This window comes from Nocardioides hankookensis (assembly GCF_042658885.1).
Taxonomy (GTDB): Bacteria; Actinomycetota; Actinomycetes; order Propionibacteriales; family Nocardioidaceae; genus Nocardioides; species Nocardioides hankookensis.
On record NZ_JBHSRJ010000004.1, the window covers coordinates 188,980 to 207,555 of the forward strand.

Here is an 18,576-nt window from a genome sequence, read left to right on the forward strand (position 1 = left end):
ACCCCGTGACTGCACAGAAGCTGGACGGCTCCGCCACGCTCAAGGCGATCAAGGTCGAGCTGACAGAACGCGTGGCCAAGCTCCGCGAGCAGGGCGTCGTGCCCGGCCTCGGCACCGTCCTGGTCGGCGACGACCCGGGCTCGCACTGGTACGTCGGCGCCAAGCACAAGGACTGCGCCGAGATCGGCATCGAGTCGATCCGGGTGGACCTGCCGGCGACCGCCACCCAGGCCGAGGTCGAGGCGGAGATCGACCGTCTCAACGCCGACCCGGGCTGCACCGGGTTCCTGGTGCAGCAGCCGACCGGGCTCGACGAGTTCCGGCTGCTCTCGCGCGTCGACCCCGACAAGGACGTCGACGGCCTGCACCCGACCAACCTCGGCAAGCTGGTGCTCGGCGAGGCCGGCCCGCTCCCGTGCACGCCGATCGGCTGCATCGAGCTGCTGCGCCGCCACGACGTCGAGCTGAACGGCGCCGAGGTGGTCGTCGTCGGCCGTGGCCTCACCGTCGGCCGCCCGCTCGGCCTGCTGCTCACCCGCCGGTCGGAGAACTCCACGGTCACGCTGTGCCACACCGGCACCCGCGACCTGGCCGCCCACACGCGTACGGCGGACGTCATCGTCGCCGCCGCCGGGGTCCCCGGCATCATCAGCGGCGACATGGTCAAGCCCGGGGCTGCCGTGCTCGACGTGGGCGTCTCGCGGGTCGACGGCAAGATCGCCGGCGACGTCGCGGACGACGTGTGGGACGTCGCCGGGTGGGTCTCGCCCAACCCCGGCGGGGTCGGCCCGATGACCCGGGCGATGCTGCTGTCCAACATCGTGACCGCTGCCGAACGTCAGGTGTCGTGAGCGAGCTCGAGCCACCGCAGGAGGAGCCACGGGCCTCGGCCGAGGGGGACGAGGTCGAGGACGGCGCCCGGCGCTACCCGTCGACGATCGGCGGCGCGTTCTACCTCGGCGTGCTCGCGGTCGTCGCGATCTCGCTGGGCATCGTCACCTCGGGCGACTGGCGGCTCGGGGTGCGCTGGTTCGGCGGCGCGCTGCTCTTCGCCGCGCTGGTCCGGGCCGTGCTGCCGGCCAAGGACGCCGGCATGCTCGCCGTGCGCAAGCGCTGGTGGGACTGCTTCCTGCTCGTCGCCACCGGGGTCGCGCTGATCCTGCTGGCCGTCTCGATCCCCGACCAACCGGGCCTGTAGATGCCGACCCGGCGCTGGTTTTCACCTCGAGGCGAAAACCAGCGCCGGGTCGGCTGAAAACCAGCGCCGGGTCGGCGTCAGATCAGGCCGAGCTCCGTCACGGCCGCGCGCTCGTCGGCGAGCTCGGCGGTCGAGGCGTCGATCTTGCCGCGCGAGAAGTCGTCGATCTCGAGACCCTGCACGATCGACCAGTCGCCGTCCTTGGTGGTCACGGGGAAGGACGAGATCAGGCCCTCGGGCACGCCGTACGAGCCGTCGGAGACGACCGCCATCGAGACCCAGTCGTCGGCGGGGGACCCGAGCAGCCAGTCGCGGGCGGCGTCGACGGTGGCCGAGGCGGCCGAGGCGGCCGACGAGGAACCACGCGCGTCGATGATCGCGGCGCCGCGCTTGGCGACGGTGGGGATGAACGTGTCGGCGATCCAGGCCTGGTCGCCCACGACCTCGGCGGCGTTCTTGCCGCCGACCTCGGCGTGGAAGATGTCGGGGTACTGCGTCGCCGAGTGGTTGCCCCAGATCGTCATCTTCTTGATGTCGGTCACGGCGGCGCCGGTCTTCGCGGCCAGCTGCGAGATCGCCCGGTTGTGGTCGAGGCGGGTCAGCGCCGAGAACCGCTCCTGCGGGATGTCGGGCGCGTTGGTCATCGCGATCAGCGCGTTGGTGTTGGCCGGGTTGCCGGTCACGCCGATGCGTACGTCGTCGGCCGCGACCTTGTTGAGGGCCTTGCCCTGCGCGGTGAAGATCGCGCCGTTGGCCGACAGCAGGTCGCCGCGCTCCATGCCGGGGCCGCGGGGGCGGGCGCCGACGAGGAGGGCCAGGTTGACTCCGTCGAAGATCGTCTCGGCGTCGTCGCCGATCTCGACGCCGGCGAGGTTCGGGAACGCGCAGTCGTCCAGCTCCATGACGACGCCCTCGAGCGCCTTCAGGGCCGGGGTGATCTCCAGCAGCCGCAGCTCGATCGGGCGCTCGCCCAGCAGCGAACCGCTCGCGAGGCGGAAGAGCAGGCTGTATCCGATCTGACCGGCGGCGCCGGTGACGGCGACCTTCAACGGGGTTGAGCTCACGACGGGACTCCTTGACACACGTAGGAGGAAGGTGGGTTTCCGGTTCCCGACGCTAGCAGCGGTGGGACCCCCTGCAATGCTGGGGTCCATGACGGTGCGCGCGCTGGTGGCCATCGCGCTCGCCCTGTCTCTCGCCGCCTGCGGCAGCGCCTCCGTCTCGAGCCCGCCGTCCGGCATCGACGAGCTGACGATCCCGACGCCGTCGCCCGACCCGCACGACTTCGTCGACGGTGTCGACAACCCCTGGCTGCCGCTGCCGCCCGGCCGCACCTGGACCTACGACGTCGTCGACGTCCACGGCGGCCACGAGCTCACGGTCACGGTCGAGCCCGGGCCCGAGGTCGCGGGCGTGGCCACGACGGCGCGGGTCAGCACCGAGCCCGGAGCGACGACGACCGACTGGTTCGCGCAGGACGCCCGCGGCAACGTGTGGTGGTTCGGGCGCGAGGGGGAGTGGACCGCCGGCGAGGACGGCGCCGAGGCAGGACTGGCGATGCCGGCCGACCCGCGCGTGGGCGACGGCTACCGGATGGCTCTCCAGGAGGGCGTCGTCGAGGACGTCGCCACCGTCTTATCCGTGCGCGGCTCGGCCACGGTCCCCGCGGGCACGTACGACGACCTGCTCGCCACCCGCGTGACCTCCGACCTCGGGTCGACCGGGTCGACGGACCAGTACTGGTCGCGCGACCTCGGCCTGGTCGAGGAGCAGGGCGCCGGACGGACCCTGCGGCTCAGCGAGGTCTCCGGCTAGGGCCGGCTACTGCGGCGGGCGGATCTGCGTGTCGTCGGGCCCGGGCTCGTCGTCGACCACGATCGTCTCCTCCACCACGACGACCTCGTCGTACTCCGGCTGCACCTGCCCGGCCTGCTCGGCGGCCTGCTGTGCCTGCCACTGCTCGGGGGTGGAGCCGACCGGGTGCCACTGCTGGCCGGCGGGGTCCCACTGCCAGCCGTCCTGGACGATCGGGGCGGGCTCCTGGTTCCACTGCTGCTGGTACTGGTCCGGAGCGGCGTAGCCCGGGACCTGTGCGGCGGTGCGCGGCCGGCTGAAGCTGATGCCCGAGCCGGGGACCGCGTCGCCGACCCGGCCGAAGAGGATCGGGTAGAGCAGGCCCGCGATGGTGGCGCCGACCAGCGGCGCGAGGATGAAGAGCCAGAGCTGGGCGATCGCGTCGGTGCCGGCGAAGAGCGCGGGGCCGATCGAGCGGGCCGGGTTGACCGAGGTGCCGGTGGCCGGGATCGCGACGAAGTGGATGGCGGCGAGCGTGAACCCGATCGCCAGCGGGGCGAGCGACGGGTGCTCGTTGCGCTCGTCGGTGACAGCGAGGATCACGGTGACGAACACGGCGGTCAGCACCAGCTCGAGCAGGAACGCCGCCCACCAGGCGTAGCCGCTGCCGGCGTCGCCGAACGCGTTCTGGCCCATGTGGCCCTCGGCGTCGAACGAGTCGAAGCCCTGCATGAGCACGAAGAGCACCAGGGCGCCCAGGATCGCGCCGACGAGCTGCGCGACGACGTACAGCCCGACCTGGCGCCACGGCATCCGGCCGCCCATCGCGGCACCGACGGACACGGCGGGGTTGAAGTGCGCGCCGGAGACACGGCCGAACGCGTAGGCCATCACCATCACGACCACACCGAACGTGAGCCCGACCGTGGTGACCGTCGACGGCAGCAGCCGCCCGTCGTTCGCGACCTGCGACGTCTGGTAGACGACCACCGACCCGCAGCCGAAGAGCACCAGGACGAACGTCCCGAGCACCTCGGCGGTGAGCTTCTGGCGGATGGTGGAGTCGGCCATGCCCTGCCCCTAACTCGTCGAGCGTCCCGTGTGACGCGCCGAGAGCACGATACCCGTGGGAACCCCCGGCTAGACCTGCCTGACACCGGGTGCGAGGGTGGATCTGTCGCCTGCGTCAGGTATCTTGACGTCAAGGAACTTTCCCCAGCGCTGCCGAGATCCAGGAGTCGCCCAGACCATGGCCAAGATCATCTACACGCACACGGACGAGGCGCCGCTCCTGGCGACGTACTCCTTCCTCCCGATCGTGCAGGCGTACGCCGGCAAGGCGGGCGTGGACATCGAGACGCGCGACATCTCGCTCTCCGGTCGGATCCTGGCCCAGTTCGGGCTGGTCGACGACGCCCTCGCCGAGCTCGGCGACCTGGCCAAGACGCCGGAGGCCAACATCATCAAGCTCCCCAACGTCTCCGCCTCCGTGCCGCAGCTGAAGGCCGCGGTCAAGGAGCTGCAGGAGCAGGGCTTCGAGCTCCCCGACTACCCGGAGAACCCGCAGTCCGACGAGGACAAGGCGACCCGCGCCAAGTACGGCAAGGCGATGGGCTCCGCGGTCAACCCGGTGCTCCGCGAGGGCAACTCCGACCGTCGCGCGCCGCTGTCGGTCAAGAACTACGCGAAGACCCACCCCCACCGCATGGGGAAGTGGAGCCCCGACTCGAAGACCAACGTCGCGACGATGGGCAAGGACGACTTCCGCTCCAACGAGCAGTCCGTCGTCATCCCGAGCGACGACACGCTGACCATCAAGCACGTCGCGACCGACGGCACCGAGACCGTGCTCAAGGACGGCCTGAAGGTGCTCGCCGGCGAGGTCGTCGACGGGACGTTCATGGACGTCGCCGCGCTGCGCCGCTTCCTCACCGAGCAGATCGCCCGCGCCAAGGCCGACGACGTGCTCTTCTCCGTGCACCTCAAGGCCACGATGATGAAGGTCTCGGACCCGATCATCTTCGGCCACGTCGTGCAGGCGTTCTTCCCGACCCTCTTCGAGCAGTACGGCGAGCAGCTGGCCGCCGCGGGCATCTCCCCGAACGACGGCCTCGGCGGCCTCCTCGGCGCCGTCGCCGCGCTCCCCGAGGGCGACGCGATCAAGGCGGCCGTCACGGCCGGCCTGGCCGACGGCCCCGCGATGGCGATGGTCGACTCCGACAAGGGCATCACCAACCTGCACGTGCCGTCCGACGTGATCATCGACGCGTCGATGCCGGCGATGATCCGCGGCGGCGGCCACATGTGGGGCCCCGACGGCAACGAGGCCGACACCCTCGCGGTGATCCCGGACTCCAGCTACGCCGGCGTCTACCAGGCCACGATCGACGACTGCCGCACCCACGGCGCCCTCGACCCCTCGACGATGGGCTCGGTGCCCAACGTCGGCCTGATGGCCCAGGCGGCCGAGGAGTACGGCTCGCACGACAAGACCTTCGAGGCCCCGTCGGCCGGCACCATCCAGGTCGTCAACAGCGCCGGCGAGGTGCTCATCTCCCACGACGTGCAGCCCGGCGACATCTGGCGCGCCTGCCAGACCAAGGACGCGCCGATCCGCGACTGGGTCAAGCTGGCCGTCACCCGCGCCCGCGCGTCCTCGACGCCGGCCGTCTTCTGGCTCGACGAGACCCGCGCCCACGACGCCAACCTGATCGCCAAGGTCAACGAGTACCTGCCCGAGCACGACACCGACGGGCTGACCATCGAGATCATGGCGCCCGCAGCGGCCACGACGTACTCGCTGGAGCGGATCCGGAAGGGCGAGGACACCATCTCGGTCACCGGCAACGTGCTGCGCGACTACAACACCGACCTCTTCCCGATCCTCGAGCTCGGCACGTCGGCGAAGATGCTCTCCGTCGTCCCGCTGATGAACGGCGGCGGCCTCTTCGAGACCGGCGCCGGCGGCTCGGCCCCCAAGCACGTGCAGCAGCTGGTGAAGGAGAACTACCTGCGCTGGGACAGCCTCGGCGAGTTCTTCGCCCTGGTGCCGTCGCTGGAGCTGTACGCCGAGCAGGCCGGGACGCCGGGCGCGAAGGTGCTCGCCGACGCGCTGGACCGCGCGACCGGCACGTTCCTCAACGAGGACAAGTCGCCGACCCGCAAGCTCGGCGGCATCGACAACCGCGGCTCGCACTTCTACCTGGCGCTCTACTGGGCCCAGGAGCTGGCGGCGCAGACCGAGGACGCCGACCTGGCGGCGGCGTTCAAGCCGCTGGCGGACAAGCTGGCCGCCGACGAGAAGACGATCGTCGACGAGCTGATCGCCGTCCAGGGCTCGCCCGCCGACATCGGCGGCTACTACCGGCCCGACGACGCCAAGGCGGACGCGGTGATGCGCCCGTCGGCCACCCTCAACGCGGCCCTGGCGTCCCTTGCCTGACGAGACGGAGACCGAGACCCAGTCGGCGTACTCGATCTGGGACCAGCCGCCGGCGCTCGGGCGTCGGGGGATGATCCTCGCGGTCGTGATCCCGGTGCTGATCGCCGCGGCGGGCTTCGGCGTCGTCACCCTGATCTCGGAGGGCTCCGACACGGCGGCCACGACGATCAAGGTGCCGACCGGTGACTGGATCCCCGGTCAGCCGACGGGCTCGGAGTCGATCCAGGGCACGCTGGCGGTCAACGCCCAGCGCTGCGTCTACCTGAAGAACCCGTCGGGCGAGATCTGGCCGGTCTGGCCGGCCGGCTTCCGCGCCCGGCTGGACTCCGCGGGCAAGGTCAGCCTGTACGACGGGAAGGACCACCTGGTCGCCCGCGACGGTGAGGGCGTGCAGGCGCGGGGCATCTTCACCACGCCGGACAACTTCTCCGGCGAGACCTGCCTGCCTGCCGAGGACGAGGTCGCCGTCGTGCAGTCGGAGGTCACCCGGGTCGGGTGACCTCCGACCGCTCGTCACTCGTAGCGGAACGTCGAGACCAGCTCCTGGAGCTGGACCGACATCTGCGACAGGTCGGCGACGGCGCCGTGCAGCTGCTGCACGCTGTCCGTCGTCACCTGCGACGCGTCGGCGACGCGGCCGACGGTCTGGGCGATCTCGCCCGAGCCGGTCGCGGCGTCGGCGACGTTGCGGTTCATCTCCTGCGTGGTGAGCGTCTGCTCCTCCACCGCGGCGGCGATGGTGGTCTGCGAGTCGCTGATCCGGGCGACGACCGTGCCGATCTGGCCGATCGCGTCCACGGCACCGGCGGCGTCGGACTGGATGGCGCCGACCCGCTGGGTGATCTCCTCGGTGGCCCGCGCGGTCTCCTGCGCGAGCTCCTTGACCTCGTTGGCGACGACCGCGAAGCCCTTGCCGGCCTCGCCGGCGCGGGCGGCCTCGATGGTCGCGTTGAGGGCCAGCAGGTTGGTCTGCTCGGCGATCGAGGTGATCACCTTGACGACGTTGCCGATCTCCTGCGACGAGATGCCGAGCTTGCCGACGGTCTCGCCGGTCTCCTCGGCGGTGCGGACCGCCTCGGTGGCGACACCGGCGGCGTCGTGGGCGCTGCGGGCGATCTCCTGGATGGAGGCACCCATCTGCTCCGAGCCGGCGGCGACGGTCTGCACGTTCTGCGAGACGGCGTCGGCGGCGGCGCTCACCAGCAGGGCCTCCGAGGAGGTCTGCACGGCGGAGTCGGAGATCGAGTTGGAGGTCACGGCGATCTCCTCGGCGGCGGCCGCGACGGTGGTCGCGGACTCGGCCATCGTGGTGACGATCCGGCGCAGCGAGGCCATCGTGGTGTCGAACGACGCCGCGAGCTGGCCGATCTCGTCGCGCTGCTTGATCTCCGGCGAGGCGGTCAGGTCGCCCTCGGCGACCTTGTCGACGGCGACGACGAAGCGGCGTACGGGCCGCACGATGGAGCGGGTGACGGCGAGACCCATGCCGAGGGCGAGCAGCAGCGCGAGGCCGGCGACGATGTAGATCGTCCGCTTGGCGTCGGTCGCCACGGCGTCGGCGTGCTTGTCGAGCGCGGCGGTGCGCTTGTCGACCGAGTCGACGAGCTTCTGGGTGCTCTTGAGCAGGTCCGACCACGTGGTGGCCAGGTCGCCGGCGTTGAGGAACTGGAAGGCCGCCTGCATGTCGGCATCGGTCTTGACCGCGCCGAGCTGCTGCGCCCACGTGTCGGACGCGCTGAAGAAGTCGGTCCACTGCTGCTTGATGGTCTCGAAGTCGTCGCGCTCGGCGCCGCTCAGCGCGGCCTCGTCGAAGCCGGTGAGCAGGTCGTCGACGATCTTCTTGTCAGCCAGGAGGCCGGACATGTTGTCGGCGTCCGGCTTGACCGCGTCCGCCGGGTTGGTCTGGGTGGCCTCGGCGAAGATGAAGCCCTGCCAGCCGCTGACGTCGGCGTCGAGGTAGCGCAGCTCCTTGACGTCGTCGCGCATCTCGGCGAGCCGCTGCTGGTCGGCCCGGAGGTCGACCTGCTGCTGCGCGGCGTGGACGCCGGTCCCGGCCACGACGGCCAGGAGCAGGCAGAGGATGCCGAAGGCGAGCGTGAGCCGGCGGCCGATCGACAGGTGGTGGAGCAGCTTGCGCATGGTGGGGGATGCCTCGCGTCGTCAGGTGGTGGAGCTGTCACCGCACCTATCGGCGATGCGGTCGATGACCTGAGGCGCCGATAGCCTGAATCACATATGACCCCGGAATACGACCGCCCCGACGCCGGGTTGCAGACGGCGTGACGACGACACCCACCGCCGCTGCCGAGGTGACACCGCGGGCCGCCGCCTCCCACTACCGGGTGGCGGTGCTGGCGCTGGCACTCGGTGGCTTCGCGATCGGCACGACCGAGTTCGTCACGATGGGTCTCCTGCCGCAGATCGCCGACGGCGTCGGGGTCTCGATCCCGACCGCGGGGCACTTCATCTCGGCGTACGCCCTGGGCGTGGTGGTCGGCGCCCCGGTCATCGCGATCTTCGGCGCCAAGCTGCCCCGGCGTGCCCTGCTCGTCGGCCTGATGGCGGCGTACGCCGTCTTCAACGTGCTGAGCGCCCTCGCCGGCAGCTACGGCGTGCTCTTCGTCGCGCGCTTCCTCGACGGGCTGCCGCACGGCGCCTACTTCGGCGTCGCGTCGCTGGTCGCCGCCGGCCTCGCCGCTCCCGAGCACCGTGGCCGCGCGGTCGCGAGCGTGATGCTCGGGCTGTCCGTCGCCAACGTGGTCGGGGTCCCCGCCGCCACCTGGCTCGGCCAGCAGGTCGGCTGGCGCTCGGCGTACCTCTCCACCGCCGGGCTGGCGCTGCTCACCGTCGTGCTCGTCCTCGCGTTCGTCCCGTCGATGCCGGGCAACCCGGCCGCGACCGGTCGCAAGGAGATGCTGTTCTTCCGCAACGGCCAGGCGCTGCTGACGCTGCTCGCGGGCGCGGTCGGCTTCGGCGGGCTCTTCGCGGTCTACTCCTACATCGCCCCGATCGTCACCGAGGTGGGCGGGCTGCCCGACGCGGCGGTGCCGGTCTTCACGGCCGCCTTCGGCGTCGGCATGGTCGCCGGCACCTGGCTGGCCGGGCGGCTGGCCGACTGGGACGTCTTCGCCACCCTGATCTGGTCGGGCGTGCTGTCCGGCCTGGTGATGCTGCTCGTCTGGGCGACCGCGCCGTACGGCTGGTTGCTGGTGCCGGGCATCTTCCTGGTCACCGCGATCGGCTCGGTCCTCGTCGTCAACCTCCAGCTCCGGCTGATGTCGGTGTCCGGCGAGGCGCAGACCCTGGGTGCGGCGATGAACCACGCGTCGCTCAACATCGCCAACGCGCTCGGCGCCTGGCTCGGCGGCCTGGTCATCGCCGCGGGCTACGGCTACCGCGCTCCCGCGCTGGTCGGGGCGGCCCTCTCGGTCGCGGGCATCGCGGTGCTCTTCTGGTCGGCAGCCGTTGATCGGCGCTCGACCAGCTCCTGACAGAATGACCGCCATGTCCACCACGACCGAACCCGAGGTCTCGACGGCGGTGGCGGGGACCAGCACCTCCCGCCCGCGCGTGCTCTCCGGCATCCAGCCGACGGCCGACTCGTTCCACTTCGGCAACTACCTCGGCGCGCTCCGTCAGTGGGTGGACCTCCAGCAGGAGTACCAGCCGTTCTTCTTCATCGCCGACCTGCACGCGATCACCGTCGAGCAGGACCCCAAGGTGCTGCGGGAGCGCACCCTCCGGGCGGCCGCACAGCTGATCGCGATGGGCATCGATCCGAACCGGTCCGCGATCTTCGTCCAGTCCCAGGTGCCCGAGCACGCCCAGCTCGGCTGGGTGCTCCAGTGCCTCACCGGCTTCGGCGAGGCGCGGCGGATGACGCAGTTCAAGGACAAGTCGGCGAAGGGCGGTGAGGGCGCCGCGAGCGTCGGCCTCTTCACCTACCCGATCCTCCAGGCCGCCGACATCCTGCTCTACCGGCCGCACTACGTGCCGGTCGGCGAGGACCAGCGCCAGCACCTCGAGCTGACCCGCGACCTCGCGCAGCGGTTCAACAGCCGCTACAAGAAGACCTTCCGGCTCCCGGAGCCCTACATCCTCAAGGCCACGGCGAAGATCACCGACCTCCAGGACCCGACCGCGAAGATGTCGAAGTCGGCCTCCTCGCCCTCCGGCATCGTCGAGATGCTCGACGACCCGGCGGTCTCCGCGAAGAAGATCCGGTCCGCCGTGACCGACTCCGACGCGGTGGTCCGCTTCGACCCCGAGACGAAGCCGGGCGTCAGCAACCTGCTCACGATCTACTCCGCCCTCACCGCTCGCCCGATCGCCGACCTCGAGACGGCGTACGACGGCAAGGGGTACGGCGACCTCAAGAAGGACCTCGCCGAGGTCGTCGTCGACTTCGTGACGCCGTTCCGTGAGCGCACCCTCGAGCTGCTCGACGACCAGACCTACCTGTCCGGCGTGCTGCGTCAGGGTGCGGAGCAGGCCGGTGAGGTCGCCCGCGCGACGTTGCGCGACGTCTACCAGCGGGTCGGCTTCGTGGCGGCTGGCCAGTAGGGTCGAGGAGTGCCGACGATTGGAGTGGCGGTCGCCATCCCGGAGCCCTGGGCGAGCGAGCTGCAGGACTACCGGACCGCCGTGGGGGACACCACCGCGGCGATGATCCCCACCCACATCACGCTCGTGCCGCCCACCGAGATCGACGACGTGCAGGTCGCCGACGTCGAGAAGCACCTGGAGGAGGCCGCGGCCTCGGTCTCCAGCTACTGCGTACATCTGCGCGGAACGGGTACCTTCCGGCCCGTGTCACCCGTCGTGTTCGTCACCCTGGTCGAGGGCATCTCGCAGTGCGAGCAGCTCGCCGGCGTCGTACGCCGAGGGCCGCTCGACGTCGCGCTCCAGTACCCCTACCACCCGCACGTGACGATCGCCCACCACCTCGAGGACGAGCTGCTGGACCGGGCCTTCGACGAGCTCGGTGGCTTCGAGTGCGAGTTCGAGGTCTCCGACTTCCACCTCTACGTCCACGACGACGACGCCGGCTGGCAGCCGACCCGTCGCTTCGCCCTCCAGGGCACCGCCGGCTGACGATGCCCTCGCCCAAGGAACGTCTCGCGGAGCTGCGTCGACGGCGGCCGCTGGTCGACCACGCCGTACGCATGCAGGAGCACTACGGCGCGGTCAACGCCGGCCAGCAGGCCGGCGCGGTCACCTACTTCGCGTTCCTGTCGTTCTTCCCGATCCTCGCGCTGGGTTTCCTCGTCGTCGGCTGGATCGCGTTCGCCTACCCGCAGGCCGAGTCGAACCTGACGACGGCGGTCAACAACCTGCTGCCCGGCATGATCGGCTCCGACCCGGACCAGATCTCGCTCGACGACTTCCAGGGCGCGAAGACCACCCTGGGCGTCGTGGCGCTCGTCAGCCTCGCCGGGGTGCTGTACGCCGGGCTCGGCTGGCTCTCCGGGATGCGCGCCGCGCTCGAGATCGTCTTCGAGGTGCCGAAGAAGGACCAGCCCAACTTCGTGTTCGGCAAGCTCCGCGACCTGGTCACGATGGTCCTGATCGGGGTCATCCTGATCGTCTCGGTCGGCGTCTCCGGCCTGGTCAGCAGCTACTCGAAGAAGCTCCTCGACACCGTCGGCCTCAGCTCGACCCTGTCGCCGCTGCTCCAACTGCTCACGATCGCGCTGGGTATCGGCGCGAGCATGCTGCTCTTCTTCTCGCTCTTCAAGCTGCTCGCCGAGCCCGCTACTCCAACCCGCTCGCTGTGGTCGGGCGCGCTGCTCGGGGCGCTGGGCTTCGAGGTGCTCAAGCGCCTCTCGGGCTTCCTGCTCGCCTCGACCAAGGACCAGCCGGCCTTCCAGGCCTTCGGGATCGCGCTGATCCTGGTCATCTGGATCAACTACTTCTCCCGCGTCGTCCTCTACGCCGCCGCCTGGGCGCACACCTCCCGCGAGGCCCGCGCCGCCCGCCCCGACCCCGTCGCCGCCCCCGTCGAGGGCCCGCCCTCCCCGCCGCTGCGCCGTGACGAGCGCGAGCTCGAGTACCCCGGGGCCGCGACGTACGCCGCCGGCGCCGCCACCATGCTCGGGCTCGTCGCCCTGGTCCGCAGGCTCAGCAGGAAGAAGTCATGAAGCTCGAACGCAAGCACGGCTGGCTCCTCGTCGGCATCGCCCTCTGGAACTTCGTCGTCTGGGGCACGTTCATCAAGAACCTCGCCGCCTCCCACGCCTCGGGGGAGGACCGCCCCAGCGGCTACTACGTCGCCCACACCGTCCTGATCGTCGTCGACCTCGCCATCGGCGTCGTCCTCGGTCTGCTGGGGCTGAAGGTCCTGCGCACCACCCGGAAGTAGCCGCCACGATGCCCGGCTCGGACGACACGGAGACCGTGCTCAGCCACGGCGTCGACCTCGGCTGGGGACAGCCCGACGTACGTCGCCGCGGCGGCGACCTGTGGCTCGAGATCTGGGTGCCGATGGGTGCGTTCGAGACGTCGTACGAGGTGCCCGTCGACCCCGAGCACGTGGCCGTCCTGCGCGACGACTTCCGCCGCTACCTGATGGTCTGGCACTCGCTCGTGCAGGTGCTGGGCCGGCACCGCCACGACCTTGTCGCCCAGCAGGCAGCCGCCCGCGAGTGCCTCGACCTCATCTGCTTCGGCACCGAGGCCGAGGTGTCCGCGCACCTCGGGCGGGAGCACCGCGACGTGGCGATCGAGCTCGTCGGCTTCGGTGGGGACTACGACCGCATGCTCGGCGGGTCGTGGTTCGACGCCCACCTGCCGACGACCCCCGTCGCCTACGACAACGACCTCAGGGAACGCCAGATCAAGACGAACCAGGCGCGGCGCCGACGCTGATCCGTTGGACCCGCCGGAGTGATCGTCAGGAGTGCCGCTCGACCAGCGTCGGACCTCTGGCCGAACGGGGTCTCATTGCCATGCGGGCTTGGCGGCAGGTGTTGCTCGCAGGTGTCCCATGAGCGGCGGAATGCTCCTACCGGTGGTGTCGACCGACCGGGCGGTGAGCAGGCAACCACATCCGCCCGGAATCGGACGGCGTTCGGTTGCTGGCGCACCGGTGCCGGATCGCGCACACGGCCGTTTCGTCGTAGAACTGCGGACCTAAGCGCTCTGCCTCGAGTGCGGCCGCGCCCACTGCCCGGTCCCTGCGGGGCATCAGTCCACACTTCTAGGAGAAGCCGCTGCATCCTGGGCGGTGTGGGACGCCATGAGCCGATGACACAAGCGCCGCCCGTCGTCCGAGATCTGACTCGCGCAATGCCGAGAAATGACAACTGGCCCGCCCGAGAGTCTCGGACGGGCCAGTGTGCGTTGACTCGGTGGGTCTCGATACGCCCGGTCGCGGCTTCGTTCCTCAGCCGCGCGGGCACTCGACCTCCCTGACTTTCGCTGCCCTCGCAGGCTCGGGCAGCGGTCAGTGACCGTGGCGCATGGCTTGGTGCAGGTCCCAGTTGAGGCGCGAGATCACGTCGAGCGGGATCTCCTTGGGGCAGGCGGCGGTGCACTCGCCGATGTTGGTGCAGCCACCGAAGCCTTCGGCGTCGTGCTGGGCGACCATGTCGACGACGCGGGTGTCGCGCTCGGGCTGGCCCTGGGGGAGCTCGCCGAGGTGGGTGATCTTGGCGCCCATGAAGAGCGAGGCGGAGCCGTTGGGGCAGGCGGCGACGCAGGCGCCGCAGCCGATGCAGGTGGCCACGTTGAAGGCGCGGAGCGCGTCCTCGCGGGGGACCGGCACGGAGTGGGCCTCGGGGGCGGAGCCGGTGTTGACCGAGATGTAGCCGCCGGCCTGGATGATCCGGTCGAAGGCGCCACGGTCGACGACGAGGTCCTTGACGACCGGGAACGCGTCGGCGCGCCAGGGCTCGATGACGATCTCGTCGCCGTCCTTGAAGGAGCGCATGTGCAGCTGGCAGGTCGTGGTGACCTCGGGGCCGTGGGCCTGGCCGTTGATCATCAGGCCACACATGCCGCAGATGCCCTCGCGGCAGTCCGAGTCGAACGCGACCGGGTCCTCGCCGTTGCTGTTGAGCTGCTCGTTCAGTACGTCGAGCATCTCGAGGAAGGACATGTCCTCGGAGACGCCGTCGAGCTCGTAGGTGTGCATCGCGCCCTTCGACGCGGCGTCCGGCTGGCGCCAGATCTTGAGGGTGACCTTCACTTGTAGCTCCGCTGCTTCATCTCGATGGCCGTGTAGACGAGTTCTTCCTTGTGCAGGACCGGCGGCTCGCCGTCGCCGGCGAACTCCCACGCCGCGACGTACGCGAACTGGTCGTCGTGGCGCAGCGCCTCGCCGTCCTCGGTCTGCGACTCGGCCCGGAAGTGGCCGCCGCAGGACTCACGACGGTTCAGGGCGTCGATGCACATCAGCTCGCCGAGCTCGAAGAAGTCGGCGACCCGGCCGGCCCGCTCGAGCGACTGGTTGAGGCCCTCGGCGGTGCCGAGCACCTTCACGTTGCGCCAGAAGTCGTCCTTGAGGGTGCGGATCAGGTCGATGGCCTTCTTGAGGCCGTCCTCGCTCCGCTCCATGCCGCAGTACTCCCACATGATGTTGCCGAGCTCGCGGTGGTAGGAGTCGACGCTGCGGGTGCCGCTGGTGTTGAGGAAGTGGGCGACGCGGTCCTCGACGGCCTTCTTGGCCTCGACGACGGCGGGGTGGTCCTCGGCGATCTTCTCGAACGGCCCGTCCGCGAGGTAGTCGCGGATCGTGTGCGGGAGCACGAAGTAGCCGTCGGCGAGGCCCTGCATCAGCGCGGACGCGCCGAGGCGGTTGGCGCCGTGGTCGGAGAAGTTCGCCTCGCCGGTCACGAAGAGACCCTCGATCGAGGACTGCAGGTCGTAGTCGACCCACAGGCCGCCCATGACGTAGTGGACCGCGGGGTAGATCCGCATCGGGGTCTCGTACGGGTTCTCGCCGGTGATCCGGGCGTACATGTCGAAGAGGTTGTCGTACTTCTCCTCGATGCCGTCCTTGCCGAGGCGCTCGATCGCGGCGCTGAAGTCGAGGTAGACACCGCGGCGTACGCCGTCGACCTCGGGCCCGACGCCGCGACCCTCGTCGCAGACGTTCTTGGCCGCCCGCGAGGCGATGTCGCGGGGGACCAGGTTGCCGAAGGACGGGTAGATCCGCTCGAGGTAGTAGTCGCGGGCCTCCTCCGGGATCTCGCGGGGGTCCTTCTCGCAGTCGGCCTTGCTCTTCGGCACCCAGATCCGGCCGTCGTTGCGCAGCGACTCCGACATCAGCGTCAGCTTGGACTGGTGCGTGCCGGTGACCGGGATGCAGGTCGGGTGGATCTGCGTGTAGCAGGGGTTGGCCATGTAGGCGCCCTTGCGGTGCGCGCGCCACGCGGCGGTGACGTTGGAGCCCATCGCGTTGGTGGAGAGGAAGAAGACGTTGCCGTAGCCGCCGCTGGCCAGTACGACGACGTCGGCGAGGTGCGTCTCGATCTCGCCGGTGACGAGGTCGCGGGCGATGATGCCGCGCGCCTTGCCGTCGACGACGATCACCTCGAGCATCTCGTGGCGGGTGAACTGCTCGACGGTGCCGGCCGCGACCTGGCGCTCCATGGCCTGGTAGGCGCCGATCAGCAGCTGCTGGCCCGTCTGGCCGCGCGCGTAGAACGTGCGGGACACCTGCACGCCACCGAAGGAGCGGTTGTCGAGGAGGCCGCCGTACTCACGAGCGAAGGGCACGCCCTGCGCGACGCACTGGTCGATGATGTTGGTGCTGACCTCGGCCAGGCGGTAGACGTTCGACTCGCGCGAGCGGTAGTCACCGCCCTTGACCGTGTCGTAGAAGAGACGGTGGACGGAGTCGCCGTCCTCCTTGTAGTTCTTGGCCGCGTTGATGCCGCCCTGGGCCGCGATCGAGTGCGCGCGGCGCGGGGAGTCCTGGTAGCAGAAGGACTTCACGTTGTAGCCGGCCTCGCCGAGTGTGGCGGCGGCAGCGCCGCCAGCCAAGCCGGTGCCGACGATGATCACGTCGAGCTTGCGGCGGTTGGACGGGTTGACCAGGCGGGCCTCGAACTTGCGGGTCTGCCAGCGCTCGTCGATCGGGCCGGCCGGGGCCTTGGTGTCCTTGATCGGGTCGCCCGGCGTGTAGTAGCCGGCGGCGTCGTCGCCGTGGTCGCCGGGCTCGTCGTGGGACGGGTCGGACGTGAGGGTGGTGTCCGGCATGTCGGTCATGGGTGCTGACCCCTTACTTGGTGATGACGCCGGCGAGGACGAAGATCGGGACGAGGGAGAAGCCGCCTGCGATGACGATCGCGACGATCCAGCCGAGGCTCTTCGCGTTGCGGCGGGCACGGGCGTTGTTGGTGAGGCCGAGCGTCTGGGCCGAGCTCCACACGCCGTGGTGCAGGTGCATCGCCAGGGCGAACATCGCGACCAGGTAGATCAGCGTCAGCCACCAGGTGTCGAACGAGTCGACGAGCAGGTTGTACGGGTCGTTCGTCTCGCCGCCCGCAACGTTGACCTTCGGCACCGTGAACTCCAGCAGGTGCCAGATGATGAAGAGCAGCAGCGTCAGCCCGCCCCAGCGCATCAGGCGCGACGAGAAGCTCGACGCGATGTTCTTCTTCATCACGTACTTCGTCGTCCGCGCCTTGTTCGCGCGCTTCCACAGCGCCGCGGCGCAGTAGACGTGCACCACGAGCGACACGATCAGCACCGAGCGGATGATCCAGAGCAGCCCCTCGCGCGGGAGCATCGGCTCACCGATCGTGCGGAGGTGCTCGGCGTACTCGTTGTAGGCGTCGTGGCCCGAGAAGGCCTTGAGGTTGCCGTACATGTGCAGGAGCACGAACCCGATGAAGATGATGCCGCTGGCGGCCATCAGGAGCTTGAGGGTGATGGTCGAGCGCGATGCACGCGCTCCCCTGACCAGGGTCGTCGTTGCCACGAACGACCACGCTACCTTCCGCGTTCCGTGCTGGGGACCGCAGGGGATGTGACTTACATCTGGTTACCCGGCGGTCGCAACCTGCGTGACGAGCGGCCGGTAGTGGTAGGAGACCAGCTCGTCGACGGCATCGGTCCACGACCTGGTGGCCAGCTCGCGGCCGCGTGCGCCGAGCAGGTGCCGGCTCCGGTCCGCAGCCAGGGCGTGCACGGCGTCGCGCAGGCCGTGGCGCTGCGCGTCGTCGTAGAGCAGCCCGCTCTCCAGGTGTCGTACGACGTCCGGCGCACCACCGGAGCGGGGTGCGACGACCGGCACACCGGCAGCGCCCGCCTCGCGCAGCGCGTGGCAGCAGGTCTCGCGGGTGCCGGGGTGGAGCAGCACGTCGAAGGCGGGCAGCACGGCGGCGAGGTCGCCGCTGCTCAGCTCGCCGGTGAACTTCGCGCCGGGCAGCCGCGCCTCGAGCCAGCCGCGCTGGGGGCCGTCGCCGACGACGACCGGACGGATGCCCGGCACCTGGGCGAGCTCGGCGAGGCGGCGTACCTCGTGCCGGTTGCGCAGGCTGCCGACGTACCCGACGACGACCAGGGGCTGGGGGAGGGAGCGGGCGCGCGACCAGCGGTCGTGCAGCCAGGTGTCGCGCAGGGCGGGCGTGAACGCGGCGGTGTCGACGCCGGGTGCCCAGAGCTCCGGCGTGCCGCCCCACTCATCGGTCAGCTCGGCGACCCGGCCCACCATCCAGCGGGAGGTGACCAGGACGGTCGCGGCGCGCTCGGCGACCCGGGTGCGCCAGTAGTCCGCGGCCACGTCGAGCAGTGGCGACTGCTCGACGACGACGGCCGGGACCCCCAGCCGGTCCGCGTGCTTGAGCGCCTTGCGCCCGACCGTGCGCGGCGAGGTCACGTGCACGAGGTCGGGCCGAAAGGCCACCAGGGCGTCGCGCACCTGGCCGCCGGGCCGATCGAGGGGCCGGATCCGGGAGACCGGGCAGCCGCGGTACGTCGCGAGGCCGGGGCCCGGAGCGATCAGCTGGACGTCGTGGCCGGTGTCGACGAGCCGGTCCACCACCGCCTTCACGGTGGTGGTCGTGCCGTCGACCGCCGGGAAGAACGTCTCGGTCACGAGGGTGATCCGCATGCCCTCACGGTGAGCGCGTCAGGTGGCCGGATCGGGGCCTCCAGGTTGATGTCGGATGAACCCGTCACCTCCCTCTTGACG

18 protein-coding genes are annotated in these 18,576 nt (G+C 70.4%); 11 read left to right on the forward strand and 7 right to left on the reverse strand.

What is annotated here, in order from left to right; all coding sequences use genetic code 11:
- The first annotated feature begins 5 nt into the window (after positions 1–5).
- Both ACFPYL_RS07295 and ACFPYL_RS07300 read left to right on the forward strand, forming a co-directional pair.
- Positions 6–851, forward strand: coding sequence for a bifunctional methylenetetrahydrofolate dehydrogenase/methenyltetrahydrofolate cyclohydrolase (locus tag ACFPYL_RS07295; RefSeq protein WP_379152379.1), 846 nt, complete (start codon positions 6–8; stop codon positions 849–851).
- Positions 848–1,198 (forward strand): DUF3017 domain-containing protein, encoded by a 351-nt coding sequence (locus ACFPYL_RS07300; RefSeq protein WP_379152382.1) that lies wholly within the window; start codon positions 848–850, stop codon positions 1,196–1,198. The genes ACFPYL_RS07295 and ACFPYL_RS07300 overlap by 4 nt, the downstream gene beginning before the upstream one ends.
- A gap of 77 nt (positions 1,199–1,275) precedes the next feature.
- On the opposite strand, the gene ACFPYL_RS07305 is transcribed toward ACFPYL_RS07300, so the two are convergent.
- A complete protein-coding gene (locus tag ACFPYL_RS07305; protein WP_379152385.1) occupies positions 1,276–2,262 on the reverse strand; it encodes a malate dehydrogenase in 987 nt (328 codons plus the stop codon).
- Between the two features lie 88 nt (positions 2,263–2,350).
- On the opposite strand from ACFPYL_RS07305, the gene ACFPYL_RS07310 reads away from it, so the two are divergent.
- Positions 2,351–3,013, forward strand: coding sequence for a hypothetical protein (locus ACFPYL_RS07310; protein WP_379152388.1), 663 nt, complete (start codon positions 2,351–2,353; stop codon positions 3,011–3,013).
- 6 nt (positions 3,014–3,019) lie between these two features.
- Here the strand turns inward: ACFPYL_RS07310 and ACFPYL_RS07315 are convergent, their stop codons facing one another.
- The gene (locus tag ACFPYL_RS07315) at positions 3,020–4,063 is read right to left on the reverse strand and encodes an MIP/aquaporin family protein (RefSeq protein ID WP_379152391.1); all 1,044 of its coding nucleotides are present in this window, start codon (positions 4,061–4,063) and stop codon (positions 3,020–3,022) included.
- Positions 4,064–4,241: 178 nt separating this feature from the next.
- Between ACFPYL_RS07315 and ACFPYL_RS07320 the strand changes: the two genes are divergently transcribed.
- Both ACFPYL_RS07320 and ACFPYL_RS07325 read left to right on the forward strand, forming a co-directional pair.
- Positions 4,242–6,434 (forward strand): NADP-dependent isocitrate dehydrogenase, encoded by a 2,193-nt coding sequence (locus tag ACFPYL_RS07320; protein WP_379152394.1) that lies wholly within the window; start codon positions 4,242–4,244, stop codon positions 6,432–6,434.
- The gene (locus tag ACFPYL_RS07325) at positions 6,427–6,933 is read left to right on the forward strand and encodes a hypothetical protein (RefSeq protein WP_379152397.1); all 507 of its coding nucleotides are present in this window, start codon (positions 6,427–6,429) and stop codon (positions 6,931–6,933) included. Before ACFPYL_RS07320 ends, ACFPYL_RS07325 begins: the two co-directional genes overlap by 8 nt.
- Positions 6,934–6,947: 14 nt before the next feature.
- Here ACFPYL_RS07325 and ACFPYL_RS07330 read toward each other — a convergent pair whose 3' ends face one another.
- Positions 6,948–8,573 (reverse strand): methyl-accepting chemotaxis protein, encoded by a 1,626-nt coding sequence (locus ACFPYL_RS07330; protein ID WP_379152400.1) that lies wholly within the window; start codon positions 8,571–8,573, stop codon positions 6,948–6,950.
- Positions 8,574–8,713: 140 nt separating this feature from the next.
- Between ACFPYL_RS07330 and ACFPYL_RS07335 the strand changes: the two genes are divergently transcribed.
- Genes ACFPYL_RS07335 through ACFPYL_RS07360 form a run of 6 tightly spaced genes read left to right on the forward strand, consistent with a single transcriptional unit; the run spans position 8,714 to position 13,301 of the window.
- Positions 8,714–9,925, forward strand: a complete 1,212-nt coding sequence (locus ACFPYL_RS07335; RefSeq protein ID WP_379152403.1) for an MFS transporter — start codon at positions 8,714–8,716, stop codon at positions 9,923–9,925.
- Between the two features lie 13 nt (positions 9,926–9,938).
- Positions 9,939–10,997, forward strand: a complete 1,059-nt coding sequence (gene trpS / locus ACFPYL_RS07340; RefSeq protein WP_379152406.1) for a tryptophan--tRNA ligase — start codon at positions 9,939–9,941, stop codon at positions 10,995–10,997.
- Positions 10,998–11,006: 9 nt separating this feature from the next.
- The gene (locus ACFPYL_RS07345) at positions 11,007–11,528 is read left to right on the forward strand and encodes a 2'-5' RNA ligase family protein (protein ID WP_379152409.1); all 522 of its coding nucleotides are present in this window, start codon (positions 11,007–11,009) and stop codon (positions 11,526–11,528) included.
- Between the two features lie 2 nt (positions 11,529–11,530).
- A complete protein-coding gene (locus ACFPYL_RS07350; RefSeq protein WP_379152411.1) occupies positions 11,531–12,574 on the forward strand; it encodes a YihY/virulence factor BrkB family protein in 1,044 nt (347 codons plus the stop codon).
- Complete coding sequence (locus ACFPYL_RS07355) at positions 12,571–12,795, forward strand: SCO4848 family membrane protein (RefSeq protein ID WP_379152414.1); 225 nt, start codon at positions 12,571–12,573, stop codon at positions 12,793–12,795. The genes ACFPYL_RS07350 and ACFPYL_RS07355 overlap by 4 nt, the downstream gene beginning before the upstream one ends.
- 8 nt (positions 12,796–12,803) lie before the next feature.
- A complete protein-coding gene (locus tag ACFPYL_RS07360) occupies positions 12,804–13,301 on the forward strand; it encodes a hypothetical protein (RefSeq protein WP_379152417.1) in 498 nt (165 codons plus the stop codon).
- Between the two features lie 577 nt (positions 13,302–13,878).
- Here the strand turns inward: ACFPYL_RS07360 and ACFPYL_RS07365 are convergent.
- The 4 genes from ACFPYL_RS07365 to ACFPYL_RS07380 form a co-directional block, all read right to left on the reverse strand.
- Positions 13,879–14,622: a succinate dehydrogenase/fumarate reductase iron-sulfur subunit gene (locus tag ACFPYL_RS07365; protein ID WP_379152420.1), complete on the reverse strand. Its 744-nt coding sequence runs from the start codon at positions 14,620–14,622 to the stop codon at positions 13,879–13,881.
- Positions 14,619–16,637 (reverse strand): fumarate reductase/succinate dehydrogenase flavoprotein subunit, encoded by a 2,019-nt coding sequence (locus tag ACFPYL_RS07370; RefSeq protein WP_379155386.1) that lies wholly within the window; start codon positions 16,635–16,637, stop codon positions 14,619–14,621. Before ACFPYL_RS07370 ends, ACFPYL_RS07365 begins: the two co-directional genes overlap by 4 nt.
- A 22-nt stretch (positions 16,638–16,659) precedes the next feature.
- Positions 16,660–17,361, reverse strand: coding sequence for a succinate dehydrogenase cytochrome b subunit (locus tag ACFPYL_RS07375; protein WP_379152423.1), 702 nt, complete (start codon positions 17,359–17,361; stop codon positions 16,660–16,662).
- 63 nt (positions 17,362–17,424) lie between these two features.
- A complete protein-coding gene (locus tag ACFPYL_RS07380) occupies positions 17,425–18,495 on the reverse strand; it encodes a glycosyltransferase (RefSeq protein WP_379152426.1) in 1,071 nt (356 codons plus the stop codon).
- Positions 18,496–18,576 lie beyond the last annotated feature (81 nt).